At 73.1% G+C, this 26,362-nt stretch carries 20 protein-coding genes, 1 tRNA gene and 1 riboswitch; of the genes, 17 read left to right on the top strand and 4 right to left on the bottom strand.

Annotated features, from left to right (window positions below):
* Positions 1 to 237 precede the first annotated feature (237 nt).
* A complete protein-coding gene (locus VKA29_RS10885; protein ID WP_324785141.1) occupies positions 238 to 783 on the bottom strand; it encodes a DUF6082 family protein in 546 nt (181 codons plus the stop codon).
* 336 nt (positions 784 to 1,119) lie between these two features.
* Between VKA29_RS10885 and VKA29_RS10890 the strand changes: the two genes are divergently transcribed.
* Complete coding sequence (locus tag VKA29_RS10890) at positions 1,120 to 2,295, top strand: GTP-binding protein (protein WP_324785142.1); 1,176 nt, start codon at positions 1,120 to 1,122, stop codon at positions 2,293 to 2,295.
* 114 nt (positions 2,296 to 2,409) lie between these two features.
* Here the strand turns inward: VKA29_RS10890 and VKA29_RS10895 are convergent, their stop codons facing one another.
* On the bottom strand, positions 2,410 to 4,866 hold the full coding sequence (locus VKA29_RS10895) for a DNA topoisomerase IV subunit A (protein ID WP_324785143.1): 2,457 nt from the start codon (positions 4,864 to 4,866) through the stop codon (positions 2,410 to 2,412).
* 330 nt (positions 4,867 to 5,196) lie between these two features.
* On the opposite strand from VKA29_RS10895, the gene VKA29_RS10900 reads away from it, so the two are divergent.
* The 4 genes from VKA29_RS10900 (at position 5,197) to VKA29_RS10915 (ending at position 10,010) form a co-directional block, all read left to right on the top strand.
* Positions 5,197 to 6,585, top strand: a complete 1,389-nt coding sequence (locus tag VKA29_RS10900) for a M16 family metallopeptidase (protein ID WP_324785337.1) — start codon at positions 5,197 to 5,199, stop codon at positions 6,583 to 6,585.
* Positions 6,582 to 7,970, top strand: a complete 1,389-nt coding sequence (locus tag VKA29_RS10905; protein WP_324785144.1) for a pitrilysin family protein — start codon at positions 6,582 to 6,584, stop codon at positions 7,968 to 7,970. The genes VKA29_RS10900 and VKA29_RS10905 overlap by 4 nt, the downstream gene beginning before the upstream one ends.
* Before the next feature lie 191 nt (positions 7,971 to 8,161).
* Positions 8,162 to 8,321: riboswitch (cyclic di-AMP (ydaO/yuaA leader) on the top strand.
* Positions 8,322 to 8,334: 13 nt separating this feature from the next.
* Positions 8,335 to 9,099: a M23 family metallopeptidase gene (locus tag VKA29_RS10910; protein WP_324785145.1), complete on the top strand. Its 765-nt coding sequence runs from the start codon at positions 8,335 to 8,337 to the stop codon at positions 9,097 to 9,099.
* Positions 9,100 to 9,314: 215 nt separating this feature from the next.
* Complete coding sequence (locus tag VKA29_RS10915; protein WP_324785146.1) at positions 9,315 to 10,010, top strand: GntR family transcriptional regulator; 696 nt, start codon at positions 9,315 to 9,317, stop codon at positions 10,008 to 10,010.
* Between the two features lie 557 nt (positions 10,011 to 10,567).
* On the opposite strand, the gene VKA29_RS10920 is transcribed toward VKA29_RS10915, so the two are convergent.
* Complete coding sequence (locus VKA29_RS10920) at positions 10,568 to 10,849, bottom strand: HPr family phosphocarrier protein (RefSeq protein WP_324785147.1); 282 nt, start codon at positions 10,847 to 10,849, stop codon at positions 10,568 to 10,570.
* Between the two features lie 188 nt (positions 10,850 to 11,037).
* Between VKA29_RS10920 and VKA29_RS10925 the strand changes: the two genes are divergently transcribed.
* The 4 genes from VKA29_RS10925 (at position 11,038) to VKA29_RS10940 (ending at position 16,506) form a co-directional block, all read left to right on the top strand.
* A complete protein-coding gene (locus tag VKA29_RS10925) occupies positions 11,038 to 13,911 on the top strand; it encodes a GNAT family N-acetyltransferase (protein WP_324785148.1) in 2,874 nt (957 codons plus the stop codon).
* 90 nt (positions 13,912 to 14,001) lie between these two features.
* The gene (locus VKA29_RS10930) at positions 14,002 to 14,589 is read left to right on the top strand and encodes a DUF5998 family protein (protein WP_324785150.1); all 588 of its coding nucleotides are present in this window, start codon (positions 14,002 to 14,004) and stop codon (positions 14,587 to 14,589) included.
* On the top strand, positions 14,589 to 15,806 hold the full coding sequence (locus VKA29_RS10935; protein WP_324785152.1) for an alkaline phosphatase family protein: 1,218 nt from the start codon (positions 14,589 to 14,591) through the stop codon (positions 15,804 to 15,806). Before VKA29_RS10930 ends, VKA29_RS10935 begins: the two co-directional genes overlap by 1 nt.
* Before the next feature lie 52 nt (positions 15,807 to 15,858).
* The gene (locus tag VKA29_RS10940) at positions 15,859 to 16,506 is read left to right on the top strand and encodes a thymidine kinase (RefSeq protein WP_324785153.1); all 648 of its coding nucleotides are present in this window, start codon (positions 15,859 to 15,861) and stop codon (positions 16,504 to 16,506) included.
* A 19-nt stretch (positions 16,507 to 16,525) separates the two neighbouring features.
* Here the strand turns inward: VKA29_RS10940 and VKA29_RS10945 are convergent, their stop codons facing one another.
* Positions 16,526 to 17,671, bottom strand: a complete 1,146-nt coding sequence (locus VKA29_RS10945) for a GH12 family glycosyl hydrolase domain-containing protein (protein WP_324785154.1) — start codon at positions 17,669 to 17,671, stop codon at positions 16,526 to 16,528.
* A 430-nt stretch (positions 17,672 to 18,101) separates the two neighbouring features.
* On the opposite strand from VKA29_RS10945, the gene VKA29_RS10950 reads away from it, so the two are divergent.
* The 8 genes from VKA29_RS10950 (at position 18,102) to VKA29_RS10985 (ending at position 26,346) form a co-directional block, all read left to right on the top strand.
* Positions 18,102 to 18,174, top strand: a tRNA-Arg gene (locus VKA29_RS10950).
* Between the two features lie 109 nt (positions 18,175 to 18,283).
* Positions 18,284 to 19,417 (top strand): gala protein, encoded by a 1,134-nt coding sequence (locus tag VKA29_RS10955; protein WP_324785155.1) that lies wholly within the window; start codon positions 18,284 to 18,286, stop codon positions 19,415 to 19,417.
* Positions 19,414 to 21,210 carry an ankyrin repeat domain-containing protein gene (locus tag VKA29_RS10960; protein WP_324785156.1) on the top strand — a complete coding sequence of 599 codons (1,797 nt, stop codon included), beginning with the start codon at positions 19,414 to 19,416 and terminating at the stop codon, positions 21,208 to 21,210. The genes VKA29_RS10955 and VKA29_RS10960 overlap by 4 nt, the downstream gene beginning before the upstream one ends.
* Complete coding sequence (locus VKA29_RS10965; RefSeq protein ID WP_324785157.1) at positions 21,207 to 22,412, top strand: sigma 54-interacting transcriptional regulator; 1,206 nt, start codon at positions 21,207 to 21,209, stop codon at positions 22,410 to 22,412. Before VKA29_RS10960 ends, VKA29_RS10965 begins: the two co-directional genes overlap by 4 nt.
* An 11-nt stretch (positions 22,413 to 22,423) precedes the next feature.
* Entirely contained in the window at positions 22,424 to 23,611 is a 1,188-nt protein-coding gene (locus tag VKA29_RS10970) for a DUF2201 family putative metallopeptidase (protein ID WP_324785158.1), read from the top strand.
* 114 nt (positions 23,612 to 23,725) lie between these two features.
* A complete protein-coding gene (locus VKA29_RS10975) occupies positions 23,726 to 24,109 on the top strand; it encodes a hypothetical protein (RefSeq protein WP_324785159.1) in 384 nt (127 codons plus the stop codon).
* Positions 24,110 to 24,198: 89 nt separating this feature from the next.
* On the top strand, positions 24,199 to 24,654 hold the full coding sequence (locus tag VKA29_RS10980) for a nucleotide exchange factor GrpE (RefSeq protein ID WP_324785160.1): 456 nt from the start codon (positions 24,199 to 24,201) through the stop codon (positions 24,652 to 24,654).
* Between the two features lie 117 nt (positions 24,655 to 24,771).
* Positions 24,772 to 26,346 carry an Hsp70 family protein gene (locus VKA29_RS10985; protein WP_324785161.1) on the top strand — a complete coding sequence of 525 codons (1,575 nt, stop codon included), beginning with the start codon at positions 24,772 to 24,774 and terminating at the stop codon, positions 26,344 to 26,346.
* Positions 26,347 to 26,362 lie beyond the last annotated feature (16 nt).

The following is a 26,362-nucleotide window of genomic DNA, read 5'->3' on the forward strand; positions in this document are numbered from 1 at the left end:
TGATTCGCACCGTCGTTGCGCGGTGCGATGCGGCCCTGTGGGGCGATGGCCTCGACAACCGGGCGACACGGAGCGGCACTTGGCGGGGATCGACCCGTTCGTGGTCGCGTAGTAGTCAACCTTGTTGGTATCTGAGGAAACGCGGCGGTTTATTGCTTCGTTACCGCCCAACTGTGTGATCCGCGCGGGAGCGGGGTAGGCGCCCGCAATTGCCGGGCGAAGGCGCCCCGGCCGGGCTCACTCCTGTTCCACGGGCGGTTCGCCGACCACCCACCACTCGTCAATGTCCGTCTCCTCCAGCTGGGTGAGAAGGTCGTCGACCATGCGTCCGATCTCGGCTTCGTCGGAGGTGCCGATGAGGGTGGCCCGGTGCGGGCGGGTCGCGTACCAGTACTCGCGGAATATGGGGTGTTGCAGCATTCCGCGGGCGAAGCCGAAGAACTCCTCGCGGGTGATGTTGCCCATGCGGTAGTAGCAGAGCGCATTGGTGTAGAGCGCGTTCGCGAAGAGGAACTGGCGCTGTTTCCCGGGCGGGACGTGCCCGCCGTAGGCGTCCAGCACCTCGGCCAGCTCCGGGTCGTCCATGGCCTTGCTCAGCAGCTCCCAGTGCTGGCGCTGCTGCAGGGCGAGGTTGGCCTGGCGCTGGATCTGCGCGGCCTGCTCGAGGAGTTCCACCCGGGTGCGCAGCGCGTTCACCGCGGGGCGCTGGACGGCCATGGTGACGGCGGTTCCCGCGACCAGGCCGATCCCTGCCGCGGCGGCGGCCCACAGCCGCGATCCCATGCTTCCTCTGGCCATGTATACCCCCGATTCAGGCGGCCGTCCGCCGGTCGTCGGGATACGGATCGGCTGACGGGGACCGGCGAGCGGTGGGCGGCGCTTGCCGTCTCCCAGAGTGCCGAGCGGCTCTGATCGGCGGGGAGGCGGAGAGGAGGCGCACGGAGGGAAGCGAGGGTCGCACACTCCGGCGCCTTGCCCAACGTCTGCCCGGCGAGCGCCGTCAGGAATCGTTCACTCCGTGGAGATTCCGTCGGCTCGTATCCTGGTGCGGCATTCCGTCCCCCCGCGTGCGCCGGAGCCGCGCTCCGGTGCACGCGTCGGCGTCAGAGAGGTCGCAGAGTGAGTCAGCCGAGCCGCAGTCCCCGGCAGATCCCGGTCGTCGTGCTCGCCGGATTCCTCGGCTCGGGAAAGACCACGCTGCTCAACCACCTCCTGCACCGCAGCGGCGGCAGCCGTATCGGGGCCGTCGTCAACGACTTCGGCTCGATCGAGATCGACGCCATGGCAGTCGCCGGCGCGCTCGGCGACTCCACCGTCTCCCTCGGCAACGGGTGCCTGTGCTGCGCGGTCGACCCCGGTGAGCTCGACGCGTACCTGGAACGGCTCGCCGCGCCCTCCGCGGGCATCGACGTCGTCGTGATCGAGGCCAGCGGCCTCGCCGAGCCGCAGGAACTCGTCCGCATGCTGCTCGCCAGCGAACTGCCGCAGATCGTGTACGGCGGTCTCGTCGAGGTCGTCGACGCCGCCGAGTTCGACGGCACCCGCGCGGCACACCCGGAGATCGACCGGCATCTCGCCCTCGCCGACCTCGTCGTCGTCAACAAGCTCGACCGGGCACCCGACGGCGAGCGCGTCCTCGCCCTGGTGCACTCCCTCGTCGACCGCGCCGCCGTCGTCCCCGCCACCTACGGCCGCGTCGACCCCGAGTTCCTCTTCGACTGCCGGCCCGGCGAGGAACGCATCGGGCAGCTGTCCTTCGACGACCTGCACGACCACGGCGATCCCGGCGCCGGGCACTCCGGCCATCCGCACACCGCCTACGACAGCCTGTCCTTCACCTCCGGCACCCCCCTGGACCCCCGTCGGCTGATGGCGTTCCTCGACAGCCGGCCCGACGGGCTGTACCGGATCAAGGGCTACGTCGACTTCGGCGCGCACGACGTCAGGAACCGGTACGCCGTGCACGCCGTGGGCCGCTTCCTGCGCTTCTACCCGGAGCCCTGGCCCGCCGGCGAGCCGCGGCTGACCCAGCTCGTGCTCATCGGCTCCGGCATCGACGCCCCCGCCCTCGGCAAGGAACTCGAGGCCTGCGGGAGCGACGCCCCGCACACCGCCGACGAGCACGGCATGTGGGGCGTCCTGCGCTACGTCCAGGATCCCGACGCCGACGTCAAGGATGCCGAGGCCGACGTCCAGGATCCCGACGCCGACGTCCAGGGTCCCGGTGAGGACGTCCAAGGCCCCGACGAGCACGTTCAGGATCCCGACGACGACCTCGCGGAGCCGTCGGCGTAGGGCCCCTCCGGGGCCCGGGCCGGCTTCCCCGCCGGTCGCGGGCGACCTCACGGGCGACCTCACCGAAGCGAGGTGAAGCGACGGCGACGGCCGCCCGCGCGGCTGGACCGCTGCCTAGACCGGTCCCGCCACCACCGCCACCGTCTTCGGCAGCGACACGCCCGAGCCGTCGCGGCGCGGGTCGACGTCCGGCAGCTCGGCCGGGGAGCCGTTCTTCTGCGCGGCCATGGCCGGCGCGGGACCCGCCCACGCCAGGGACAGGCAGTCCTCGCCCTTCAGGAACCGCTGGCAGCGCACACCGCCCGTGGCGCGGCCCTTGCGCGGGTACTGGTCGAACGGGGTCAGCTTGGCCGTCGTCTGGACGGAGTCGTCGAGCGTGCCGCGCGATCCCGCCACCGTGAACACGACCGCGTCCGCCGCCGGGTCCACCGCCGTGAAGGAGATGACCTTCGCGCCCTCGGTGAGCTTGATGCCCGCCACGCCGCCGGCCGGCCGGCCCTGCGGACGCACCTGCGAGGCCTGGAAGCGCAGCAGCTGGGCGTCGTCCGTGATGAAGACCAGGTCCTCCTCGCCGGTGCGCAGCTCGACCGCGCCGACGATCCGGTCGCCGTCCTTGAGCGTGATGACCTCCAGCTCGTCCTTGTTGCCCGGGTAGTCCGGCACCACGCGCTTGACGACACCCTGTTCCGTGCCGAGCGCCAGACCGGGGGAGGACTCGTCGAGCGTGGTCAGGCACACCACCGTCTCGCCGTCCTCCAGGGAGACGAACTCGGCCAGCGGCGCCCCTCCGGAGAGGTTCGGCGCCGACGCCGTCTCCGGCAGCTGCGGCAGGTCGACGACGCTGACGCGCAGCAGACGGCCCGCCGAGGTCACCGCGCCGACCTCGCCGCGCGCCGTCGCCGGGACCGCCGAGACGATCACGTCGTGCTTGGCCCGCCGGGCGTCGGCGTCCTGCTCGACGGGCTCGCCGTTCGCCGTGCGGGCCAGCAGGCCCGTCGAGGAGAGCAGGACCCGGCACGGGTCGTCGGCGACCTGCAGCGGCACCGTGGCCGCCGTGCTGCCCGCGGACTCCAGCAGGACCGTACGCCGCTCGGTGCCGAACTTCTTCGCCACCTGCGCCAGTTCGGAGGAGACCAGCTTGCGCAGCTCCGCGTCCGACTCCAGGATCCGGGTCAGCTCCGCGATCTCCGCGTTCAGCCGGTCCTTCTCGGCCTCCAGCTCGATGCGGTCGTACTTGGTCAGGCGGCGCAGCGGGGTGTCCAGGATGTACTGGGTCTGGACGTCCGACAGGGAGAAGCGCTCCATCAGGCGCTCCTTCGCCTGCGCGCTGTTCTCGCTGGAGCGGATCAGGCGGATGACCTCGTCGATGTCGACGAGCGCCGTCAGCAGGCCCTCCACCAGGTGCAGGCGGTCGCGCCGCTTGCTGCGCCGGAACTCGCTGCGGCGCCGCACGACCTCGAAGCGGTGGTCGAGGTAGACCTCCAGCAGTTCCTTGAGGCCCAGGGTCAGCGGCTGTCCGTCCACCAGGGCCACGTTGTTGATGCCGAAGGACTCCTCCATCGGCGTCAGCTTGTACAGCTGCTCCAGGACGGCCTCCGGCACGAAGCCGTTCTTGATCTCGATGACCAGGCGCAGGCCGTGCTCACGGTCGGTGAGGTCCTTGACGTCGGCGATGCCCTGGATCTTCTTCGAGCCGACCAGGTCCTTGATCTTGGCGATCACCTTCTCCGGGCCGACCGTGAAGGGCAGTTCGGTGACGACCAGGCCCTTGCGGCGCGCGGTGACGGTCTCGATGGACACCGTCGCCCGGATCTTGAACGTGCCGCGGCCCGTCTCGTAGGCGTCCCGGATGCCGGAGAGGCCGACGATGCGCCCGCCGGTGGGCAGGTCGGGGCCGGGGACGTGCTTCATCAGGGTGTCCAGATCCGCGTTCGGATAGCGGATCAGGTGGCGGGCGGCCGCGACGACCTCGGACAGGTTGTGCGGCGGCATGTTCGTCGCCATGCCGACCGCGATGCCCGAGGAGCCGTTGACCAGCAGGTTCGGGAAGGCGGCCGGGAGTGCGACCGGTTCCTGCTCCTGGCCGTCGTAGTTGGGCGCGAAGTCGACGGTGTCCTCGTCGATCGACTCGGTCATCAGGCTGGTCGCCGCGGCCTGACGGCACTCCGTGTACCGCATGGCGGCCGGCGGGTCGTCGTTGCCCAGCGAGCCGAAGTTGCCGTGGCCGTCGACCAGCGGAACGCGCATGGAGAAGGGCTGGGCCATGCGCACCAGCGCGTCGTAGATCGACGCGTCGCCGTGCGGGTGCAGCTTGCCCATGACCTCGCCCACCACGCGGGCGCACTTCACATAGCCGCGGTCGGGGCGCAGGCCCATCTCGTTCATCTGGTAGACGATGCGGCGGTGCACCGGCTTCAGGCCGTCCCGGGCGTCCGGCAGGGCCCGGGAATAGATGACCGAGTACGCGTACTCGAGGAAGGAGCCCTGCATCTCGTCGACAACGTCGATGTCGAGGATCCGCTCCTCGAACGCGTCGTCGGGCGGCGGGGTCTTCGTGCTGCGGCGGGCCATCGCTGCCGGCTCCTCCTGGTATCTGTCGCTCGCTTGCGGGGCTGCGCGTAGCCGCCCCTGCGGCTCACTCGTGCTGGAGCGTTTGACGGGATCTGACGCGGACCATTGTGGACCGCGGCACTGACAGCCTGCGCCGGGACCCGGTGCCGGCGGTCCGGCCGACACCCCGTGCCGCGCCGACGCGGCTGCCCGCAGGCTAACGCGATCCGCTGTGGGCGTACGCCGTCCGGGAACTTCGCCCCGGCTCCGCCCGCTTGCATACAGTGGCAGGACCGGCAGGAAAACCGCGATGCAGGCACCGCATCCGCGATCGAAGGGACGTACATGCCCATGGGTCACACGGCCACAGACCAGGCAGGCTCCGGGGGCCTGACAGCGACCGAGCACCGCCTGGCCAACGGGCTGCGCGTGGTGCTCTCCGAGGACCACCTGACCCCGGTCGCGGCGGTGTGCCTCTGGTACGACGTCGGCTCGCGCCACGAGGTCAAGGGCCGTACCGGCCTGGCTCACCTCTTCGAGCACCTGATGTTCCAGGGCTCGGCGCAGGTGCGGGGCAACGGCCACTTCGAGCTGGTGCAGGGCGCCGGCGGCTCGCTCAACGGCACCACGAGCTTCGAGCGCACCAACTACTTCGAGACCATGCCCGCCCACCAGCTGGAGCTCGCCCTCTGGCTGGAGGCCGACCGCATGGGCTCCCTGCTCGCCGCCCTGGACGAGGAGTCCATGGAGAACCAGCGGGACGTCGTCAAGAACGAGCGCCGCCAGCGCTACGACAACGTGCCCTACGGCACCGCCTTCGAGAAGCTGACCGGCATGGCCTACCCGGACGGCCACCCCTACCACCACACCCCGATCGGCTCGATGGCCGACCTGGACGCGGCGACCCTGGAGGACGCGCGCGCGTTCTTCCGCACCTACTACGCGCCGAACAACGCCGTCCTGTCGGTCGTCGGCGACATCGACCCCGAGCAGACGCTCGCCTGGATCGAGAAGTACTTCGGATCCATCCCGGCACACGACGGCAAGCCCGCGCCCCGCGACGGCACGCTGCCCGACGTCATCGGCGAGCAGCTGCGCGAGGTCGTCGAGGAGGAGGTGCCGGCCCGCGCCCTGATGGCGGCCTACCGGCTGCCGCACGACGGCACGCGCGAGTGCGACGCCGCCGACCTGGCGCTCACCGTCCTCGGCGGCGGCGAGTCCTCCCGCCTGTACAACCGCCTCGTCCGGCGCGACCGTACGGCCGTCGCGGCCGGCTTCGGCCTGCTGCGGCTCGCCGGGGCGCCCTCCCTGGGCTGGCTCGACGTGAAGACCTCCGGCGACGTCGAGGTGCCGGTCATCGAGGCCGCCATCGACGAGGAGCTCGCCCGGTTCGCCGAGGAGGGCCCTACGGCCGAGGAGATGGAGCGCGCCCAGGCCCAGTTGGAGCGCGAGTGGCTGGACCGGCTCGGCACGGTCGCCGGCCGCGCCGACGAACTGTGCCGGTACGCCGTCCTCTTCGGCGACCCGCAGCTCGCCCTGACCGCCGTGCGGCGCGTGCTCGACGTGACGGCCGAGGAGGTGCGGGACGCCGCCAGGGCGCGCCTGCGCCCCGACAACCGCGCGGTGCTCGTCTACGAGCCCGTCGCCGCCGAGGTCGCGGAGGCCGCGGACCCGCCCGAGGACCCGGAGGCCGAGGCCACCGTGGAAGGCACCGACGTCAACGAGGAGGCGGCCAAGTGACCGAGCTCGCCACGATGGAGTTCCACCCCCGGCCCCGCGCGGGCGAGGCCAGGCCCTGGGCGTTCCCGGCCCCCGAGCGCGGCACGCTCGACAACGGGCTGACGGTGCTGCACTGCCACCGCCCCGGCCAGCAGGTCGTCGCCGTGGAGGTGCTCCTGGACGCCCCCCTGGACGCCGAGCCGGCCGGCTTCGACGGCGTCGCCACGATCATGGCCCGCGCCTTCTCCGAGGGCACCGACAAGCACTCCGCCGAGGAGTTCGCCGCCGAGCTGGAGCGCTGCGGCGCCACCCTCGACGCGCACGCCGACCACCCCGGCGTCCGCCTGAGCCTGGAGGTGCCGGTCTCCCGCCTGGCCAAGGCGCTCGGTCTGGTGGCCGACGCCCTGCGGGCGCCCGCCTTCGCCGACAGCGAGGTCGAGCGGCTGGTGCGCAACCGCCTCGACGAGATCCCGCACGAGCTGGCCAGCCCCGCCCGGCGCGCCGCCAAGGAACTGTCGAAGGAACTCTTCGCGGCGGACTCGCGGATGTCGCGCCCGCGCCAGGGCACCGAGGACACCGTCTCCGACATCGACTCCGCGGCCGTACGCGCCTTCTACGAGAAGCACGTCCGCCCCGTGACCGCCACCGCCGTGGTCGTCGGCGACCTCACCGGCATCGACCTCGACGCCCTGCTCGGCGACACCCTCGGCTCCTGGACCGGCCCGGCGGCCGAGCCGCGCCCGGTGCCGCCGGTGATCGCCGACGACACCGGCCGCGTCGTCATCGTCGACCGTCCCGGCGCCGTCCAGACCCAGCTGCTCATCGGCCGGGTCGGACCCGACCGGCACGACCGTGTGTGGCCCGCGCAGGTGCTCGGCACCTACTGCCTGGGCGGCACCCTCACCTCCCGCCTGGACCGCGTGCTGCGGGAGGAGAAGGGCTACACCTACGGCGTGCGCGCCTTCGCCCAGGTGCTGCGGTCCGCGCCGGACGGTTCGGGCGCCGCGATGCTCGCCATCAGCGGCTCCGTGGACACCCCGAACACCGGCCCCGCGCTGCACGACCTGTGGACGGTGCTGCGCACCCTGGCGGCGGAGGGCCTGACCGACGCGGAGCGTGACGTCGCCGTGCAGAACCTCGTCGGCGTCGCGCCGCTGAAGTACGAGACCGCGGCCGCCGTGGCGAGCACGCTGGCCGACCAGGTCGAGCAGCACCTGCCGGACGACTTCCAGGCGACGCTGTACCGGCGGCTCGCCGAGACCGGCACCGTGGAGGCCACGGCGGCGGCCGTGAGCGCGTTCCCGGTGGACCGCCTGGTGACCGTCCTCGTCGGTGACGCGTCCCGGATCAAGGAGCCCGTCGAGGCCCTCGGCATCGGCGAAGTGACCGTCGTGCCCGCCGAGTAGCCGCACCCGCGGGCGGGGGCCCCGGTGACCGACGGGTCACCGGGGCGCTCTTGTGCCCGAATTGAGGCGGAGGCTGCCCGTCTGCCCTGTGGCATGCGCTACAAAAGCGGTCTTCCGTTTGGGGATGGAGAGGCGGCCCGTTTAGCGTCTTCCGGGCTGTTCGTCAGGCAGTGCGCCGCACCCGCGGCACCGGACAGCCATCGCCGAGTCCCCGTACGGCGCGAGCCAGGGGAGCCGGGGACCCACGTCCCTGGGGTGAATCGGACGCCCGCGCCGCGGCGAGGGGGCCCGTAGGAGACCTTCCTGCTCCGAACCCGTCAGCTAACCCGGCAGGCGAGAGGGAAGGAAAGGACCAGCCACACACATGGCGTTCACCTGCGCCACCGGCAAGCACCGCCGCCCCAGCCGTCTCAGGAGCACCACCGCGCGCGCGGCGGGCATGGCGACCCTCGCGACCACCGGTGTCGTCGGCGCTCTGGCCGCCCCGGCGCTCGCCGCCGACAACACGGTCGAGCGGACCGGCCTGCTCCCCGTCGTCAGCCTCGGCGACGCGGTCGCCGAGAAGATCGACGCCCAGGCGGAGGCCCAGCAGCAGGCCGCCGAGGACGCCGCGATCGAGAAGGCCGCCGAGCGGGCCGCGCGCGAGAAGGCCGCCGCGCTGGCCGCGCAGGAGCGCGAGGCCAAGGCGCGCGCCGCCCGCGAGGCCGAGCGCGAGCGCCTCAACGCGTTCACGTCGCCGATCGCGCACTCGTACGTCTCCACCGGCTACCGCACCGGCGGCTCCGTGTGGTCCTCCGGCAGCCACACGGGAATCGACTTCCACGCCGCGAGCGGCACGGCGGTGCACGCCGCCGGAGCCGGCACGGTCGTCGAGGCCGGCTGGGGCGGGGCGTACGGCAACCAGGTCGTGATCAGGATGGCCGACGGCATGTACACCCAGTACGGCCACCTGTCGTCCATCGCCGTCTCGGTGGGCCAGACGGTGGCCCCGGGACAGCGGATCGGCCTGTCCGGCGCCACCGGCAACGTGACCGGACCCCACCTGCACTTCGAGGTCCGCACCACCCCCGAGTACGGCTCGGACGTCGACCCGCTCGCCTACCTGCGCAGGCACGGCGTGAACCTCTGAGGACGGATCACCGGTCCGCCGCAACTCCGCTCCGACCCGAGCCCCGGCCCACCGGCCGGGGCTTTCGGCGTTCCGTCTCCCCGGCCGTCCGGCCCGTTGACCAAAAAATATCCCTGGATTCCGGCCCGCCGTCGGAAATTCCGGCCCATTGCATTAGAGTCACTGAACACACGTCAATCGTCGACGTTTCACGGGGATTAATGCGGAGGTCGGTCATGCGCATTCCCGCGCACTCGGTGTGCACGGCCATTCGGGACGACATCGTCGCGGGTGTCCACGAGCGCGGCGGCCGGCTCACCGAGGAAGTCCTCGCCCGCCGCTACGGCGTCTCCCGCGTCCCCGTCCGCGAGGCCCTGCGCACGCTGGAGGCGGAGGGCTTCGTGGTGACCCGGCGGCACGCGGGCGCGTGCGTCGCCGAGCCGACCGAGCAGGAGGCCGCCGACCTGCTGGAGATGCGCGTGCTGCTGGAGCCGCTGGGCGCCGCGCGGGCCGCCCAGCGGCGCACCGAGGCCCACCTGAAGGTGCTGCGCGGCCTGGTCAGGCTGGGTCAGGAGCGCGCCAGGAGGGGCAACAGCGACGACCTGCGCTCGCTGGGCGGCTGGTTCCACGAGACGCTCGCCCAGGCCTCCCGCAGCCCCGCGCTGACCTCGATGCTGACCCAGCTGCGCCAGAAGATCTCCTGGATGTACGCCGTGGACGCGCCGGCCGACCCGATGGAGTCCTGGGCGGAGCACGGGGCGATCGTCGACGCGGTGGCACGCGGCGACGGTGAGCGCGCGCGGGCGGTCACGGCGCTGCACACCGAGCGCTCCACCACCGCGCACCGGCTGCGCTTCGGCGGCGGGGCGGACCGCGCCGACCGTGTGAGGAACTCGCAACATCCCGTAAACATGTCTGGCCTGCGGTATTAACATGCGCGCCGTATACAAAGAGCAGATATTCAGCCGGGCTCTATTTCTGCTGCCCTTTTCCGTGCGCGCCGTGAATTCCCGCCCGCGCGCCTTCCGCATGTCCGCGTGACGAATACCGCCATCCGATCAGCCGCCATCCGATCACCCGCCATTGCGTCCGGCCTCCGGCCCGTGAACGACAATTCCACGGACCCGCCGACTTCACGCGCGCCCGCCCCACGCCAGGGGCACCCGCCCGTTCCGCGGCGAAGCCGCCCGGATCCGGCCCGCACCACGCTCGCACCACGCCCGGGACTGCCCGGGACCGCCCGCGCTCGGTCCGCGAGCCGGCGAGTCGCACGCACCCGGCTCGGGGGAGAGGGCGGCACAGCCGCACACCGGCGGGGGATGGTGGAACCGCCCCGGCCCGTCCTGTGCCACGGCGGCGCCGCCCGTACCCGCCCCGTCCCACGACGAAGCCGCTCCCGCCCCGCGCTACGGCGAATCGGCCCCCGCCCCACGACGAAGCCGCGCCGCCCCCTGCGGGGTGACGCGGCTCCGTGTGGTCCTGGCGGGGGTCAGACGGTCTCGGGGAGTTCCTCGAGGCCCTCGGAGACCAGCTTCGCCAGCCGGTCGAGGGCGACGTCGGCCCCGTCGGCGTCGGAGGCGAGGACGACCTCCTGGCCGCCCTCGGCGCCCAGACTCAGGACGGCCAGCATGGACGCCGCGTTGACGGGGTCGCCGTCGGCCTTGGCGATCGTGACCGGGACGCCGGTGGCCGCGGCGGCTCGGACGAAGATGGAGGCGGGGCGGGCGTGGAGGCCCTCTGCCCAGCCGATGTTGACGCGGCGCTCAGCCATGTGATGCTGCCCTTCGATTCTCAGGGTTGTCTAGACCAGTTTCCCACACCGGGGAGCGTGCCAGGAGGGGGCGTCCGACCCTTCCCGGAGTGACCTTCGGACCGCGGCCTCGGCCCGACCGTCCTCCTCGGCGGTTCACCACAGAGTGCCTCGCGCCGTCGTCGGAAGCGAGCCGTACTCTGGGGCCCATGCAGACCTCGCCGGACCGGCACGAATACCCCGACCACTGGGAGGCCGACGTCGTGCTGCGCGACGGCGGCACCGCGCGCATCCGCCCCATCACCGCGGACGACGCGGATCGCCTGGTCAGCTTCTACGAGCACGTGTCGGACGAGTCGAAGTACTACCGCTTCTTCGCGCCCTACCCGCGACTGTCCGCCAAGGACGTCCACCGCTTCACGCACCACGACTTTGTGGACCGGGTGGGACTCGCGGCCACTGTCGGCGGCGAGTTCATCGCCACCGTACGCTACGACCGCATCGGCGCCGACGGCGCGCCCGCCACCTCCCCCGCGGACGAGGCCGAGGTCGCCTTCCTGGTCCAGGACGCCCACCACGGGCGCGGCGTCGCCTCCGCCCTGCTCGAGCACGTCGCCGCCGTCGCCCGCGAGCGCGGCATCCGCCGGTTCGTCGCCGAGGTGCTGCCCGCCAACACCAAGATGATCAAGGTGTTCACGGACGCCGGGTACACGCAGCAGCGCAGCTTCGAGGACGGCGTCGTGCACCTGGAGTTCGACATCGAGCCCACCGACCGCTCCCTGGCCGTGCAGCGCGCCCGTGAGCAGCGCGCCGAGGCGCGGTCGGTGCGGCGGCTGCTGGTGCCCGGCGCGGTCGCCGTCGTCGGTGTCGGCCGCACCCCGGGAGGCGTCGGACGCGGCATCCTCGACAACATCCGGGACGCCGGGTACACGGGCGCGCTGCACGCCGTGAACAGGGCCTTCGCCGCGGACCAGAAGGAGTTCGACGGGATCCCCGCCCACCGCTCGGTGCGGGAGATCGAGGGGCCGGTCGACCTGGCGGTCGTCGCCGTGCCCGCCGAGCACGTCCCCGACGTCGTCGCCGAGTGCGGCGAGCACGGCGTGCAGGGGCTGGTCGTGGTCTCCGCCGGGTACGCCGAGAGCGGTCCGGAGGGGCGCGAGCGCCAGCGCGAACTCGTCCGCCAGGCGCGCGCGTACGGCATGCGGATCATCGGCCCGAACGCCTTCGGGATCATCAACACCTCCCCGGACGTACGGCTCAACGCCTCGCTCGCCCCCGAGATGCCCCGCCCGGGCCGGATCGGCCTGTTCGCCCAGTCCGGCGCCATCGGCATCGCCCTGCTGTCCCGGCTGCAACGACGCGGCGGCGGCGTCACCGGCGTGACCGGCGTGTCGACCTTCGTCTCGTCCGGCAACCGCGCGGACGTCTCCGGCAACGACGTGCTCCAGTACTGGTACGACGACCCCGACACCGATGTCGCCCTGATGTACCTGGAGTCCATCGGCAACCCGCGCAAGTTCACGCGCCTGGCCCGGCGCACCGCGGCCGTGAAGCCGCTGGTCGTCGTGCAGGGCGCGGGCAGCGCGCCGCAGGGGCACGCCGTCCGCGCCACGCGCCTGCCGCACGCGACGGTGTCCGCGCTGCTGCGGCAGGCGGGCGTGATCCGGGTCGACACGATCACCGAGCTGGTCGACGCGGGCCTGCTGCTCGCCCGGCAGCCGCTGCCCGCCGGTCCCCGGGTGGCCATCCTCGGCAACTCCGAGTCGCTCGGTCTGCTGACCTACGACGCCTGCCTCTCCGAGGGGCTGCGCCCGCTGCGCCCGCTGGACCTGACCACCCAGGCCTCGGCGGCGGACTTCCACGCGGCGCTGCTGAAGGTGCTGGGGGACGACGCGTGCGACGCGGTCGTCGTCACCGCGATACCCGCCATCGGCGAGGCGTCGGCCGCCGACGCCGACGCCGAGCTGGCGCTGGCGCTCAGCTCCGCGGCGCGGCAGGTCCCCGGCAAGCCGGTGCTCGTCGTGCACGTGGAGCTCGGCGGACTCGCCGAGGCCCTGTCCGCGGCCGCGAGCACCGCGCCGCGCACGTCCCCCGAGGCGCCCGCCGCCCGCCGCCCGCGCCCCTCGCAGCCGCTGCCCGCCCCGGCGTCCGCCCAGCAGACCGCCCCCGACACCGCCGCCCCCGACACCGCCCCCGATACCGCCGTCCCCGACACCGCCGCCCGCCTCATCCCCGCCTACCCCGCCGCCGAGCGTGCCGTGCGGGCCCTGAGCGAGGCCGTGAAGTACGCGCAGTGGCGGCGCGAGGCCGCGCAGCCCGGCAAGGTCCCCGACTTCGACGGCGTCGACGAGAAGGGCGCCGCCAGGATCATCGACCGCATGCTCAGCCGCGGTCAGGGGCTCACCCTCGGGACCGAGGAGACGGCCGAACTGCTCGAGTGCTACGGCATCGCCGTGCGCCGCGCCGTCCCCGCCTTCACCCCGGACGACGCCGTGCGGGCGGCGGAAGGCCTCGGCTACCCGGTGGCCCTGAAGGCCACCGCCCCGCACCTGCGGCACCGCGCCGACCTCGGCGGGGTGCGCCTGGACCTGGCGGACGAGGAGCAACTGCGGCGCGCGTACGCCGAACTGTCCGGGCTGTTCGGCGAGCCGGAGGAACTGCGGCCGGTGGTGCAGGCGATGGCGCCGCGCGGGGTCGACACGATCGTCCGGGCCGTCATCGACCCGGCGGCCGGAGCGGTGCTGTCGTTCGGACTGGCCGGGCCCGCCTCCCAGCTGCTCGGGGACATGGCGCACCGGCTGATCCCGGTCACCGACCGGGAGGCGACCTCGCTGGTCCGCTCGATCCGGACGGCGCCCCTGCTGTTCGGCTGGCGCGGCTCGACACCGGTCGACACCCCGGCGCTGGAGGAACTGCTGCTGCGGGTGTCGCGGCTGGTCGACGACCACCCGGAAGTGGTCGCGGTGACCCTGGAACCGGTCGTCGTCGCGCCGCACGGCCTGACCGTCCTCGGCGCCTCCGTCCGGCTGGCCCCGCCGCCCGCCCGCGACGACCTCGGCCCGCGCACCCTCCCCCGGTACTGATCCCCGGTGCTGATCCCCGCTACCGGTTCCCGGTGACGAGACACCTGTGAGCGGTGCCTCGCAGTCAGTGCGCCCCCGTAGGATGGACGCATGGCCAAGACCAGTACGACGACCCAGGGGCTGCGTGCGGCGATCGAGCGCAGCGGCTACTACCCGGCCCTCGTGGCCGAGGCGGTGGAGGCCGCCGTGGGCGGCGAGCCCATCCGGTCGTACCTGGTCCACCAGGAGACGACGTTCGACCAGAACGAGGTGCGGCGGCACGTGACCGTGCTCGTCCTCACCGGCAACCGCTTCGTCGTCAGCCACACCGACGAGCAGGCGGCCGACAGCACCTCGCCGACGCCGTACGCCACCACCTCCACGGAGTCCGTGAAGCTCGGCAGGATCTCGTCCGTCGTGGTCAGCCGCGTGGTCGCCAACCCGGAGCAGTACACGCCGGGCACCCTGCCGCGCGAGGTCGTCCTGACCATCGGCTGGGGCGCCGTCTCCCGCATCGACCTGGAGCCGGCCGCCTGCGGCGACCCCGACTGCGAGGCCGACCACGGCTACACCGGCAACTCCACGGCGGACGACCTCAGCCTCCGGGTCAGCGAGGCGGGCGACGGCCCCGAGACCGTCCGCCAGGCCCTCGCCTTCGCGCAGGCGCTGTCCGAGGCCACCGCGGACGTCACCCGCTGATGTCCCGTCCGACCCCGGAAGCCGCACCCGGCCCCGCCTCCTGGGACCAGCACCCGGAACCTCTGGCCGTCGCCTCCGCGCCGTGCCCCGAGTACGGCAGCGGCTCCCTCGCCGACCTGCTGCCGACGCTGGCCGCCGGCATGGGCGTACCCGGCATGACGGCCGCGATCACCGAACTGGCCCCCGCCGACCGGAACTGCGTGTTCCTGATCGACGGCCTGGGCTGGGAGCAGCTCAGGGCCCACCCGGAGGACGCGCCCTACCTGACCTCCCTGCTGGCCGGTTCCCGCGGCGGCACCGGCCGCCCGATCACCGCCGGCTACCCGGCGACCACCGCGACCTCCCTCGCCTCCGTCGGCACCGGCCTGCCGCCCGGCGCGCACGGCCTGCCCGGCTACGCCGTGCGCGACCCCGCCACCGGCGAGCTGATGAACCAGCTGCGCTGGCAGCCCTGGACCGCGCCGCGCGTCTGGCAGCCGTACCCCACCGTCTTCCAGCTGGCCGAGCAGGCCGGGGTGCACGCCGCGCAGGTGTCGTCGCCCGCCTTCCAGAACACCCCGCTCACCAAGGTCGCCCTCAGCGGCGGCGCCTTCCACGGGCGGCTGACCGGCGAGGAGCGCATGGACGTCGCCGCCGGGCAACTGGCCGCCGGCGACCGCTCCCTGGTCTACACGTACTACTCCGAGCTCGACGGAGCCGGCCACCGCTACGGCGTCGACTCCGACACCTGGCGCGGCCAGCTCATGCACGTCGACCGGCTCGTCCAGCGCCTGGCCGAGCAACTGCCGCCGCGCACCGCGCTGTACGTCACCGCCGACCACGGCATGGTCGACGTGCCGTTCGACGACGAGCACCGCATCGACTTCGACGCGGACTGGGAACTGCGCGCCGGTGTCGCCCTGCTGGGCGGCGAGGGCCGCGCCCGGCACGTCTACGCGGTGCCGGGTGCCGCCGCCGACGTGCTGACCTGCTGGCGCGAGGTGCTCGGCGAGCAGTTCTGGGTGGCCTCCCGGGACGAGGCGATCGCGGCGGGCTGGTTCGGCCCGACCGTCGAGGAACGGGTGTACGCGCGCATCGGCGACGTGGTCGCCGCGGCCCGCGACGACGTGCTGATCATCGCCTCCGAACGGGAGCCGAAGGAGTCGGCGATGGTCGGCAACCACGGCTCGATGACCCCCGCCGAGCAACTGGTCCCGCTGCTCGAAGTACGCTCCTGAGCCGCCGCACACGCCCCTCGCACCCCACGTCACCGAAAGGCGTCGACTCCCCATGCCCGAGCTGGTGTTCTTCTCCGGAACGATGGACTGCGGGAAGTCGACGCTGGCTCTGCAGATCGAGCACAACCGCTCGGCGCGCGGCCTCGCGGGCATGATCTTCACCCGCAACGACCGCGCGGGCGAGGGCAAGCTGTCCTCACGCCTCGGCCTGGTGACCGACGCGGTGGAGGTCGAGGACGGCACCGACCTGTACGCCTACCTCGTCGACCACCTCTCGCAGGGCGCCCGCGCGGACTACGTCATCGCCGACGAGGCGCAGTTCCTGGCGCCCGAGCAGATCGACCAGCTCGCGCGCGTGGTCGACGACCTCGGCCTCGACGTCTACGCCTTCGGCATCACCACCGACTTCCGCACCAAGCTGTTCCCCGGCTCGCAGCGGCTGGTCGAACTCGCCGACCGCATCGAGGTCCTCCAGGTCGAGGCGCTGTGCTGGTGCGGCGCCCGCGCCACGCACAACGCCCGTACGGTGGGCGGCGAGATGGTCGTCGAGGGCGCCCAGGTGGTCGTCGGCGACGTCAACCGGTCGGACGCGGTCGGCTACGAGGTCCTGTGCCGCCGCCACCACCGCCGCCGCATGACCGCGGCGACAGCACGCGCCGGCGCGCTGTCGCCCGACGTCCTGCCGGTCGCCCCCGCCTGAGAGGGGCACCGGCGGTGCGCTACCTCAGTGTCCAGACCTGGTTGGGCTGCGTGCCGCCGCCGCCGTAGCAGTCCCAGATCTGCAGGGTCGCGCCGTTGCCGGAACCGGCGGCGTCCAGGCACTTCCCCGACTGGGGGTTCGTGACAGTGCCGCCCGCGTTGAACTGCCACTGCTGGGCGCCGGTGCCGTTGCACGACCAGAGCTGCACCTTGGTGCCGTTGGCCGTGGAACCGGAGGCCACGTCCAGGCACTTGCCGGTCTGCGGGTTGACGAGGGTGCCGCCGCTCCGCGTCCACTTCTGGTTCCAGCCGGTTCCGCAGTCCCACAGCTGGACCGGGGTGCCGTCGGCGGTGCCCCAGTCCTTCAGGTCAAGGCAGCGACCGCTCTGCTGTCCGACGACGGTGCCGGACGTACCGCCACCGCCACCGGAGCCGTTGGAGTCGTAGGAGAAGGAGTTCACGGCCAGACCGGGGCCGCCGACCCAGGGCTCGAAGCCGAACTGCACGCTGGTCATGTACCAGGACGGCGACAGGTAGCCGCGGCCGGCCGAGTCGTCGGTGAAGTCCTTGATGTTCACCGTGAGGGCATTGGTGGGCTGCTGGCGGACGTAGGAGACGGTGTTCCAGGCGATCCCGTTGTTCTGACGGCCGTACCAGACATCCCAGTTGGCACCGTCGATCCAGGCCGTCCCGACCTTGGTGCCGAACGGCGTGGGCGACCCGGAGTGGTTGGCCCAGATCATCATCTCTTCGCCGTTGTTCTGGCCCGACGGGTTGGGGCTGGTGTCGAACCAGATGTCGTACGCGGCGTCCCACTGCCCGTCGGCGGTGGAGAAGTCGACGCTGGACTGCGGGTTGCCGAAGGCCGACACCTGCAGCGGCAGGCCGTTGCCGCTGGAGCAGTTGCCGTAGTGGCAGCCGGCGTAGATCGACGGATACGCGGCCGGCGCGCCGCTGGTGCTCACGTCGTGCCAGCCGGTGGTGACCTTGAAGCCGTTGTCCGACACGTCGATGCACTGGGGGATCGAGTCACCCCACTCGTTGTTCTGGACGACGTACTTGCCGCCCGAGACCTTCACGCTGTCGGTCTTGCCGCAGAGGGTGGTGCTCGCGGACGCGTGCGGAGCGCCTGCCAGGGAGAGGGCGACCAGGAACAGGGCAGCCACGACTGACGCGACAATCGCGGTCCCGTGGCGCCGTTTCAAGCGTGATCCGGTCATGGGGATCCTTTCGCTCGCCGGGTGGCTGCTGCGGCACCCGGACGGTGGGGGGACGAACTCGGAGAGCCTGGGAGCGCTCCCATCTGCTGCCGCCGATGCCGGCGTCTTCCGGAAGTGAAATGAGGGGTTCTGGGGCCGAGACGGCCTGTCGTGCCCGTCCTTCGAGGGGAAACCAGTACGCGGCGTGGGGGCTTGCCCGGCTCACTCACACCGCAACACATGAAGCCAGCGGGCCTGACGGGGTGTCAAGTGGCTTGCCCGCGTTCACTTCCTGAAGCCCGCTCGGCGGCTCGGCTCCCGAACCGCCGCCGAGGGCCGGGGTGTTGGGCGAAAGCCGATCAGCGCAGAAGCGGATCAGGCTATGATCATCCGCGGCAAGGCTGTAGCGCAGAGGTCGTCGCGCCCTAGCATCGAGCTGGAGGACGTCGGTTCGAATCCGACCAGCCTTGCCGCCCTTGTCGTGGAGGAAAGTCGATTGGCGTCGGTCCGTCCTGGGCGGGCGGAGGGCGATGCCGCCCTCGGCGAGCCGGGCACCGGCGAGGAACCGGTGGAGTGGTGATGACGCAGCCGACGCCCGTACGCTGCCCGGCGATCGAACATCCGGACATCCCGATCGTCGATCCGTCCCGGCTGGACCCGCTGCTGACCCGGCTGGGGTCGGCGCGACCGGTCACCGCCGACGAGACCTTCCCGGTCGGCACCGTGCGCGCGGACGGGCGGGTCGACCTGTGCAAGCAGGGACTGGGAGCGGCCGGCGCCGCCCGCCTGATGCCGGTCGCCGCCTCCTCGCCGCACGCCGCGCACGTCCTGCTCGGCACCAACGCCATCGGGAACGAAGGGGCGTCCACGGTCGCCGGCGCGCTCGTCGACGGCCACCGCCTGCACACCCTGTACCTGGGCTGCAACCGCATCGGTCCGGAAGGCGTCACCGCGCTCGCCGCCGCGCTGGCGGACGACGACACCGTCCGCGCCCTGTGGCTCAAGCGCAACCCGGTGGGTGACGACGGCGCCTCCGCCCTCGCCGCGATGCTGCGCCGCAACACCGCGCTGCGCACCCTCGACCTCGTCAACAGCGGCCTGACCGCCGAGGGGCTGCGTGTCCTGCTCGACGCCCTCACCGGCCGTCCGCGCCCGGTGGAACGCCTCTTCCTCGGCGGGAACGGCCTGACCGCCGACAGCGCCGGCCTGCTCGCGGCGCTGATCCGGGACGCCGGCGTGCGCGAGCTGTACCTGCCCGCCAACCACCTCGGCGACGAAGGCGCCGCCGTCCTCGCGGCCGCGGCCGACGCCCGCCGCCCCGTACGCCTGGCGCTGGGCGGCAACGGCATCGGCCCCGCCGGGGCCCGCGCCCTCGCCGACGCCCTGGCCGGGATCGAGGCGCTCGACCTCGGCCGGCCGAGGTCCGAACGCAGCCTCGGCGCCCCCGCCAACGCCACCGGGGACGAAGGCGCCCACGCGCTGGCCGCCGCGCTGCCGGGCAGCCCGCTGCGCCGGCTGGAACTCTGCCACACCGGGCTCACCGGACGGGGCGCGAAGTCCCTGCTGGCAGCCGTACCGGACGACTCACCGCTGGAGTACGTCGGTCTCGGACCGGGCCTGCCCCGCAAGGTCAAGCGATCCTTCACCCGGCGCCTGCGGCCCGCGGCCGGGGCCCACCCGGACCTGCGCGCGATAGGAAGTGTCTACCGGTGAGTCCCCGCTCCGAACTTCCCTGCTTCCCACCGGAGGAGGCGGCGAGCCGGCGGCGGATCCGCCGTTACGCGGTGCCCCGGAGCATGATCGAGCGGGCGACCGGGCGCCGCGCGGCCGGGGACTGGCGCGGGGCGTGCGCGGCGGCCGGCGTGGACGTCGCCGTCGACCTGCCCGAGGTCGCCGAGCACTGCGGCCACGACGTCGCCGCGGCCCTGGAGGACGACCTGCGCCACCTGGTGCCGGACCTGGTGCGCTGGCACCTGCCCAGGGCGCTGGGCGGCCGGACCACGTCGGCCACCAGCCGCACCGTCGTCCTCGCCCGCTACCGCCCGGTGCGGGCGGGTGAACGCCGACGCTCCACGCCGTACCTCCACCTCACCACGCCCGCGATGCTCGAAGGCCCGCAGCGGCTCACCCTGCGGTTCGGGACGGTCACGGCCGAGAAGACCGCCGGCGTCTTCGAGGGGACCGTCGAGGACTGGCGTCACGCCCGCCACCTGTGGGACGCGCGGCACACCGCCGGACTGCTCGAACGGTCCGGCGGCGGCTCCGACCGCCCGCCGTTCTTCCGTCCCGACGGCACGCCGCGCGGTACGGACGAGCTGCCCACCGCCGATCCCGGCCAGGACGACCCGGCGGCACGGTCCGAGTGGGTCACCCTCCTGCACCAGAAGGGCGACGTCAGGGCGGCCTTCGACGCCGTCGGCATCGAACTCGACCTGACACCCCCGGCCGGCCCCGGCTGGTACCGGGTCGACCCGGAACAGGTCGTCGGCAGGCTCCCCCTCGACCACACCCGCCTGGAGCCGGAGATCCGCCGCCTGGCGGACGACGGATTCGGAGACCGCTTCCTCATCGGCGTCGACTGGCGGACGAACCTCCTGCTGGAGCCGGCGCCATCGGCTCCCGCCGGGCTGCGCATCAGCGCCGTCGGCCGGAACGATACCGACGACCTGCCCTTCCTGGCCGAGGCCGGCTGGCGCAGACTGCCCGACCTCGACCTGATGCGCGTCGGCGGAGTCGAGCCGGACCACCTGCACCCGCTGGTCCGCGAGGCGCTGTTCCCCGCACTCGCGCCCGCCGTCGGCCCCGTCGGCCCGCCCGGTCCCGCCGCGCCCGCCCCCGTCCGGGTCAGGTGCCGCGGCGAATGGCACGAGGTGGCCTTCCGCCCGGGGCGTCTGCTCCACATGCCGCACGACGACGAGGAACAGCGACGCGAACAGGCCCTGCGCGCCTTCGGCGGCGCCGTCTCCGGATGCTTCGCCGTCCAGCAGACCTGGACCTCGGGCAGCGGCCGACTGCCGAAGGCGCTGCGCGCCCAGCGGCAGGACCTGTTCCTGCGCGCCCAGCACGGCGACACCGACGGCGTGCTCGAACTCCTGGACGCGGGCGTGGATCCCCGGGTGCGCGACGCGGCCCGGCGCACGCTGCTCCATGTGCTGCACCTGCTCGACCACGAGGCGCTCCTGCCCCGGCTGCTCGCGGAGGGCCTCGACCTCGAAGCCCTGGACCACCGGTACCGCACCCCGCTGTACGTGGCGGTCAACGACGGGGGTTCCAGGGCCCTCGTGGAGGCGTTGCTCGCCGCCGGCGCCCGTATCGACGTGGTCGACAACTCGGAGCTCTCGCTGGCCCAGATCGTCCGCCGGTACAAACGCCACGACCTCGCCTTCCTGCGCAAGCGCGTGGAGGAGGAGCACCCGGACATCGGCTCCGACTGGGTGGACGAGTGGCTGGACGAGAAGGAGCGGGAGCAGGAGCACCAGGACGACGGCGAGGACGAGGACCTGTGAGCACCATCCCCACCCCGCGCACCCGGCCGGGGCCGCTGGCCGCCGCGGACGACCTCGTCCGCAGGCTGCGCACCCACCGCACCGAACCCGCCGCCGACCCCCAACTGGAAGCACTGGCACTGGCGGTGACGGCCAATCAGCCGGTGCTGCTGTGGGGCGAACCCGGCATCGGCAAGTCGGCCGGCCTGGAGCAACTGGCCGCCGGACTCGGGCTCGCGCTGGAGACGGTCATCGCCAGTGTGCACGAGCCGTCGGACTTCGCCGGACTGCCGATCGTCGGCGACGACCCGGCCGTGACCGGCGTACCGATGGCCCCGCCCGACTGGGCGGTCCGGCTCAGCCGCGCCGGACAGGGCCTGCTCTTCTTCGACGAACTCTCCTCCGCGCCCCCGGCCGTACAGGCGGCGCTGCTGCGGGTCGTCCTGGAACGCAGGGTCGGCAGCCTCGTGCTGCCCGACGCGGTGCGCGTCGTCGCCGCCGCCAACCCGCCCTCCAGCGCGGCGGACGGCTGGCACCTGAGCCCCCCGCTCGCCAACCGCTTCGTCCACCTCGACTGGACCCACGACCCCCGTACCGTCGCGCGCGGCATGGCGGGGACCTGGCCGGAGGCGGCCGTCCCCGCGGTCGATCCGGCCAAGGTGCCCGGTGCCGTGGCGCGGGCCCGCGGCGCCGTCTCCGGCTTCCTCACCGCCCGGCCGGGCCTGGTCCACCACATACCCGCCGACGCGGAGAGCCGGGGCCGGTCGTGGCCGTCCCCGCGGACCTGGGACATGGCGCTGCGGCTGCTCGCGACCGGGTACGCGACCGGCGCCGGCCGCGAGGCGCTGGCCGCCGCGCTCACCGGCGCCGTCGGGGACGGCGCGGGCATCGAACTGCTGTCGTACCTGGACCACCTCGACCTGCCCGACCCGGAACGGGTCCTCGCCGATCCCGACGCGTTCGCCCTGCCCGACCGCGGCGACCGGCAACTGGCCTTCCTCATCGCGGTGGTCGCCGCCATCCAGAGCGAACCCAGCCGGCCCCGCTGGGAGGCCGGCTGGGCGGTGCTGGCCAAGGCGGTGGACGCGGGGGTGCCGGACGTCGCCGCGCGGGCCGCCACCGACCTCGCGGCGATGCGCGAACTCGACTGGCCGGTGCCACCCGGCATCGACGGCTTCCTGGAACTGCTGCAGATGTCCGGGGCCCTGCCCGGCGGCCGGTGAGGCGCACCGGCATGACCGCGTCCCGCGGACCCGTGAACATGACGAAACTGCTCGCCGCCCGCTACCGCGCGGCGAGCGACCGGCCCTACCTGGCGTCGGCCCTGTACGCCCTGAGCGTCGTGCCCAGCCCCGACGTGCCGACCATGGCCGTGGACCGGCACTGGCGCTGCTACGTGTCGCCCGGCTTCGTCGACGCGACACCCGTGGAGGAACTCGCGGGCGTCTGGGTGCACGAGGCGGCGCACCTGCTGCGCGACCACCACGGCCGCGCCGACCGGCTCCCCGCCGCCGACCAGCGCGACCGGTACCGCGTCAACGTGGCACAGGACTGCGAGATCAACGACGACCTCCTCGCGGACGGCCTGCGCCTGCCCGACGGACGCGTCGAACCCCGCCTCTTCGGCCTGCCCGACGGCCAGATCTTCGAGACCTACCTGGGGCAACTGCCGCCCCACGTACGCCGGCACGACTGCGGCTCCGGGGCCCACGGCCGGCCCGGCCCCTGGGAACTCGGGGGAGCCGCCGGCCCCGCGCCGCTCGGCGAGGTCGAGGCCCAGGCGCTGCGCCGGCAGACCGCCGAGGCGATGCGCGCCCACCAGCGCGGCCGCGGCACGCTGCCCGCGGGCTGGCGGCGCTGGGCCGAGGAGGTCCTGGAGCCCACGGTGGACTGGCGGCAGGCGCTGTCCGGCGCGGTACGGGAGGCCGCCGCGTGGGCCGGCGGAGCCGTCGACTACACCTACCGCCGCCCGTCACGCCGTACTCCGGCACTGCGCGGCGTCGTCCTGCCGAGCCTGCGCCGCCCACTGCCCCGGGTGGCCGTGGTCGTCGACACCTCCGGCTCCATGGGCGAGGCGGAACTCGCCGCGGCCCTCGCCGAAGTCACCGGCGTCCTGCGCGAGGTCGGCGTCCGCGGCAACCGCGTCACCGTCCTCGCCTGCGACGCCGACGTGCACGCCGTCTCCCGGGTGACGGCCACCGAGCAGATCACCCTCGGCGGGGGCGGCGGCACCGACATGCGGGTGGGGATCGACGCGGCGCTCGCGGCCCGGGACCGTCCGAGCATCGTCGTGGTCCTCACCGACGGCCTCACCCCCTGGCCGGGCGAGACCCCCTCCTGCCGCCTCGTCGCCGCCCTGATAGGCCCGGACGCCCCGCAGCCGCCACCCTGGGTGGAGACGGTGCGCGTGCCCACCGGGTGACTTCGGTGCGGTACGGCTGTCGGCCCCGCCGCTCCGAGGCGGCCCGCCCTACGAACCCCGGCGCCGTGCTCTACGCTCGACCCACGACTCGCGTCGGAGATGGTGGAGGACGTCATGGATCCGATTGCGCCTGAACTGCTGATGGCCCTCGCCGGGGGCACGGCGGGTGCGGCGGGGGAGCAGATCTGGACAACCTTGCGAAACCTGGTCAGACGGCGGCCGGCGCACGGAGAGCCCTACGACGAGAGCGAGTTGACGGCCCTCGCCGAGGCGCCCGGCAGCGCGGACCGTGCCGCGGAACTGGCGGACGCACTGGCTCTGCGTGCCCGGCAGGACCCCGCCTTCGCCGAGGCGCTCGCGGCCTGGCGCCGGGAAGCCGAGGCACTGGAGGGCGTAGGCACCGGCGCGGGCGATGTGCACAACGAGATCTCTGGAGGCACGCAGGGCACTGTCGTGCAGGCACGGGATGTCCACGGTTCCATCAACTTCGGTGGCTGAAGGCCGGCCCCGGGTGACGCGCCGTGCGCCCTTGGTCTACTGTGGGCGATGTGCCGGAATGCGTCGAAACCTGTTCGCTGGCAAGCGACTTGACCGCGGCGCTCGCTCGTCAGCAGCAGCTCGCCGAGCGCCGTGAGGAGATCGTCACCAGGCTGCACGACGAGGTCGAGCGGCTGCGCCGGGGCGAGATCGACTTGGCGCTCGACCTCGTGCGCCACTCGCTGATCCGGCTCCACGACCAGATCCTGCGCCAGGCCGAGAACGTCACCGGCCCGCTCGAAGTCGACGAACTGCGGACCCTGTTGACCGCGCTGGCCGACGAGGCGGCGGACACCGTGGCCAGGACCGGCGTGGAGCGTTACGTCCCCCGGCCCGGCGACGCGTTCGACATGGCGTTGCAGCGTCCGGTGGGCCGGGCCGCCGCCGATGGGCCGGAGGCGGACCGGACGGTGGCGCGCGTCGTGGCGGCCGGGTTCGTGCAGGGGGAGCGGGTCGTACGCAAGGCCGACGTCGTGGTCTCCCGGTGGGAACCGGACGCCCCGTGAACGTCTCCGGCTCCGGTGAGCTCGACGGGCACCGCTTACAACGCTCACAACAACGACTGGCGGAACGACGGACGGGGCGGGGCGTGACACGCGGCCGTCCCGGTGGCGGGAGACCGTGTGGCCGTATACGGCATCGACCTGGGGACCACCTACTCGTGCGTCGCACGCATCGACGACGTGGGCAGACCCACCGTGCTGCGCAACCTGGAGGGGACGGACACCACACCGTCCGTCGTCTACTTCGAGAGCGCCGACAGCGTGGTGGTGGGGCAGAGCGCCAAGGACGCCACCGTCCTCGACCCCGAGCACGTCGTGCAGCTCATCAAGCGGGACATGGGCGACGTGGTGCCGCGCGAGTTCCACGGCCGCACCTACACCCCCGAGGAGATCTCCGCCCGCATCCTGCGCAAACTCGTCGAGGACGCCAGAGCCGCCGGCGGCGAGGAGGTGCGCGACGTGGTGATCACCGTGCCCGCCTACTTCGGGCTGGCGGAGCGGGACGCCACCCGCAAGGCGGGTGAGATCGCCGGCCTGCGCGTCCTCGACGTGGTCGCCGAGCCCATCGCGGCCGCGCTCGACTACGGGGCCCTGGAAGGGGACGAGGCGCGCGAGGACCGGGCCGTCCTCGTGTACGACCTGGGCGGCGGCACCTTCGACACCACCGTGCTCACCCTGCGCGGGCGCGAACTGACGGTGCTGTGCACGGACGGCGCGAAGGAACTGGGCGGCAGCGACTTCGACGACCGCATCGTGATGCACCTGGTGGAGCGGTTCCGTGAGCGCTTCCCGGACGTCGACGACCCGCTGTCCGACCCCCAGTCCGAGACGCAGCTGCGCAAGGACGCCGAGGAGGCGAAGAAGTCGCTCTCCTTCCGGGAGCGCTACACCGTCCGCGTCATGCACCAGGGCAAGGTCGAAGCGGTGGAGCTGACCCGGGAGAAACTCCGGGAACTCACCGCCGACCTGCTCGACCGCACCGTCGACATCACCCGCCGCACGGTCGAACTGGCCGCCGAGCGCGGTGTGTCGCACTTCGAGGAGGTGCTGCTGGTCGGCGGCGCCACCAAGATGCCCGCGGTGGCCGAGGCCCTGCGCACCCAGTTCGGCTTCGAACCCAGGCTGCACAACCCGGACCTCGCGGTCGCCCGCGGCGCCGCGATCTACGCCCTGGACCGGGCCGCGTACATCGTCTCCAGCGGTGAACTCCCCGCGGAGCGGATGCCGGACGTGCCGGAGACGGGGCTGCCGCACCGCCCGTACCAGATCTCCACCGTGGCCTCGCGCGGCTACGGCATCCAGCTCGTGGACCGGGGCACGGACCGGCACTACGTCTTTCACCTGGTGCACGCCAACGACCCGCTGCCCGTGTCGGTGACCGACGAGTTCTACACCACGCACGCCGGGCAGCGCGGCGTGCGCGTCCGGGTGATGGAGCAGGCGGGCGTGGAGGAGTCGGAGGAGCTGGCACACAACACCTGTGTCGCCGAGGGCAACCTCGCCATTCCGCCGGGCAAACCCGAGAACTGGCCCATCCAGTGCGTCTACACGCTGGACTCCTCCGGGCTCCTCGGCGTCGTCGCCGTGGAGAAGGAGACCGGCGAGAAGCTCGAACTGACCGTGCAGATCGGAGGCATGACACCGGACGCGGTCGCCACCGCGCGGGACGCCCTGAGCCGCCAGCGCTTCAGCTGACGCGAAAACGGCGCGA

It is taken from the genome of Streptomyces sp. H51 (assembly GCF_035656535.1).
Classification (GTDB): domain Bacteria; phylum Actinomycetota; class Actinomycetes; order Streptomycetales; family Streptomycetaceae; genus Streptomyces.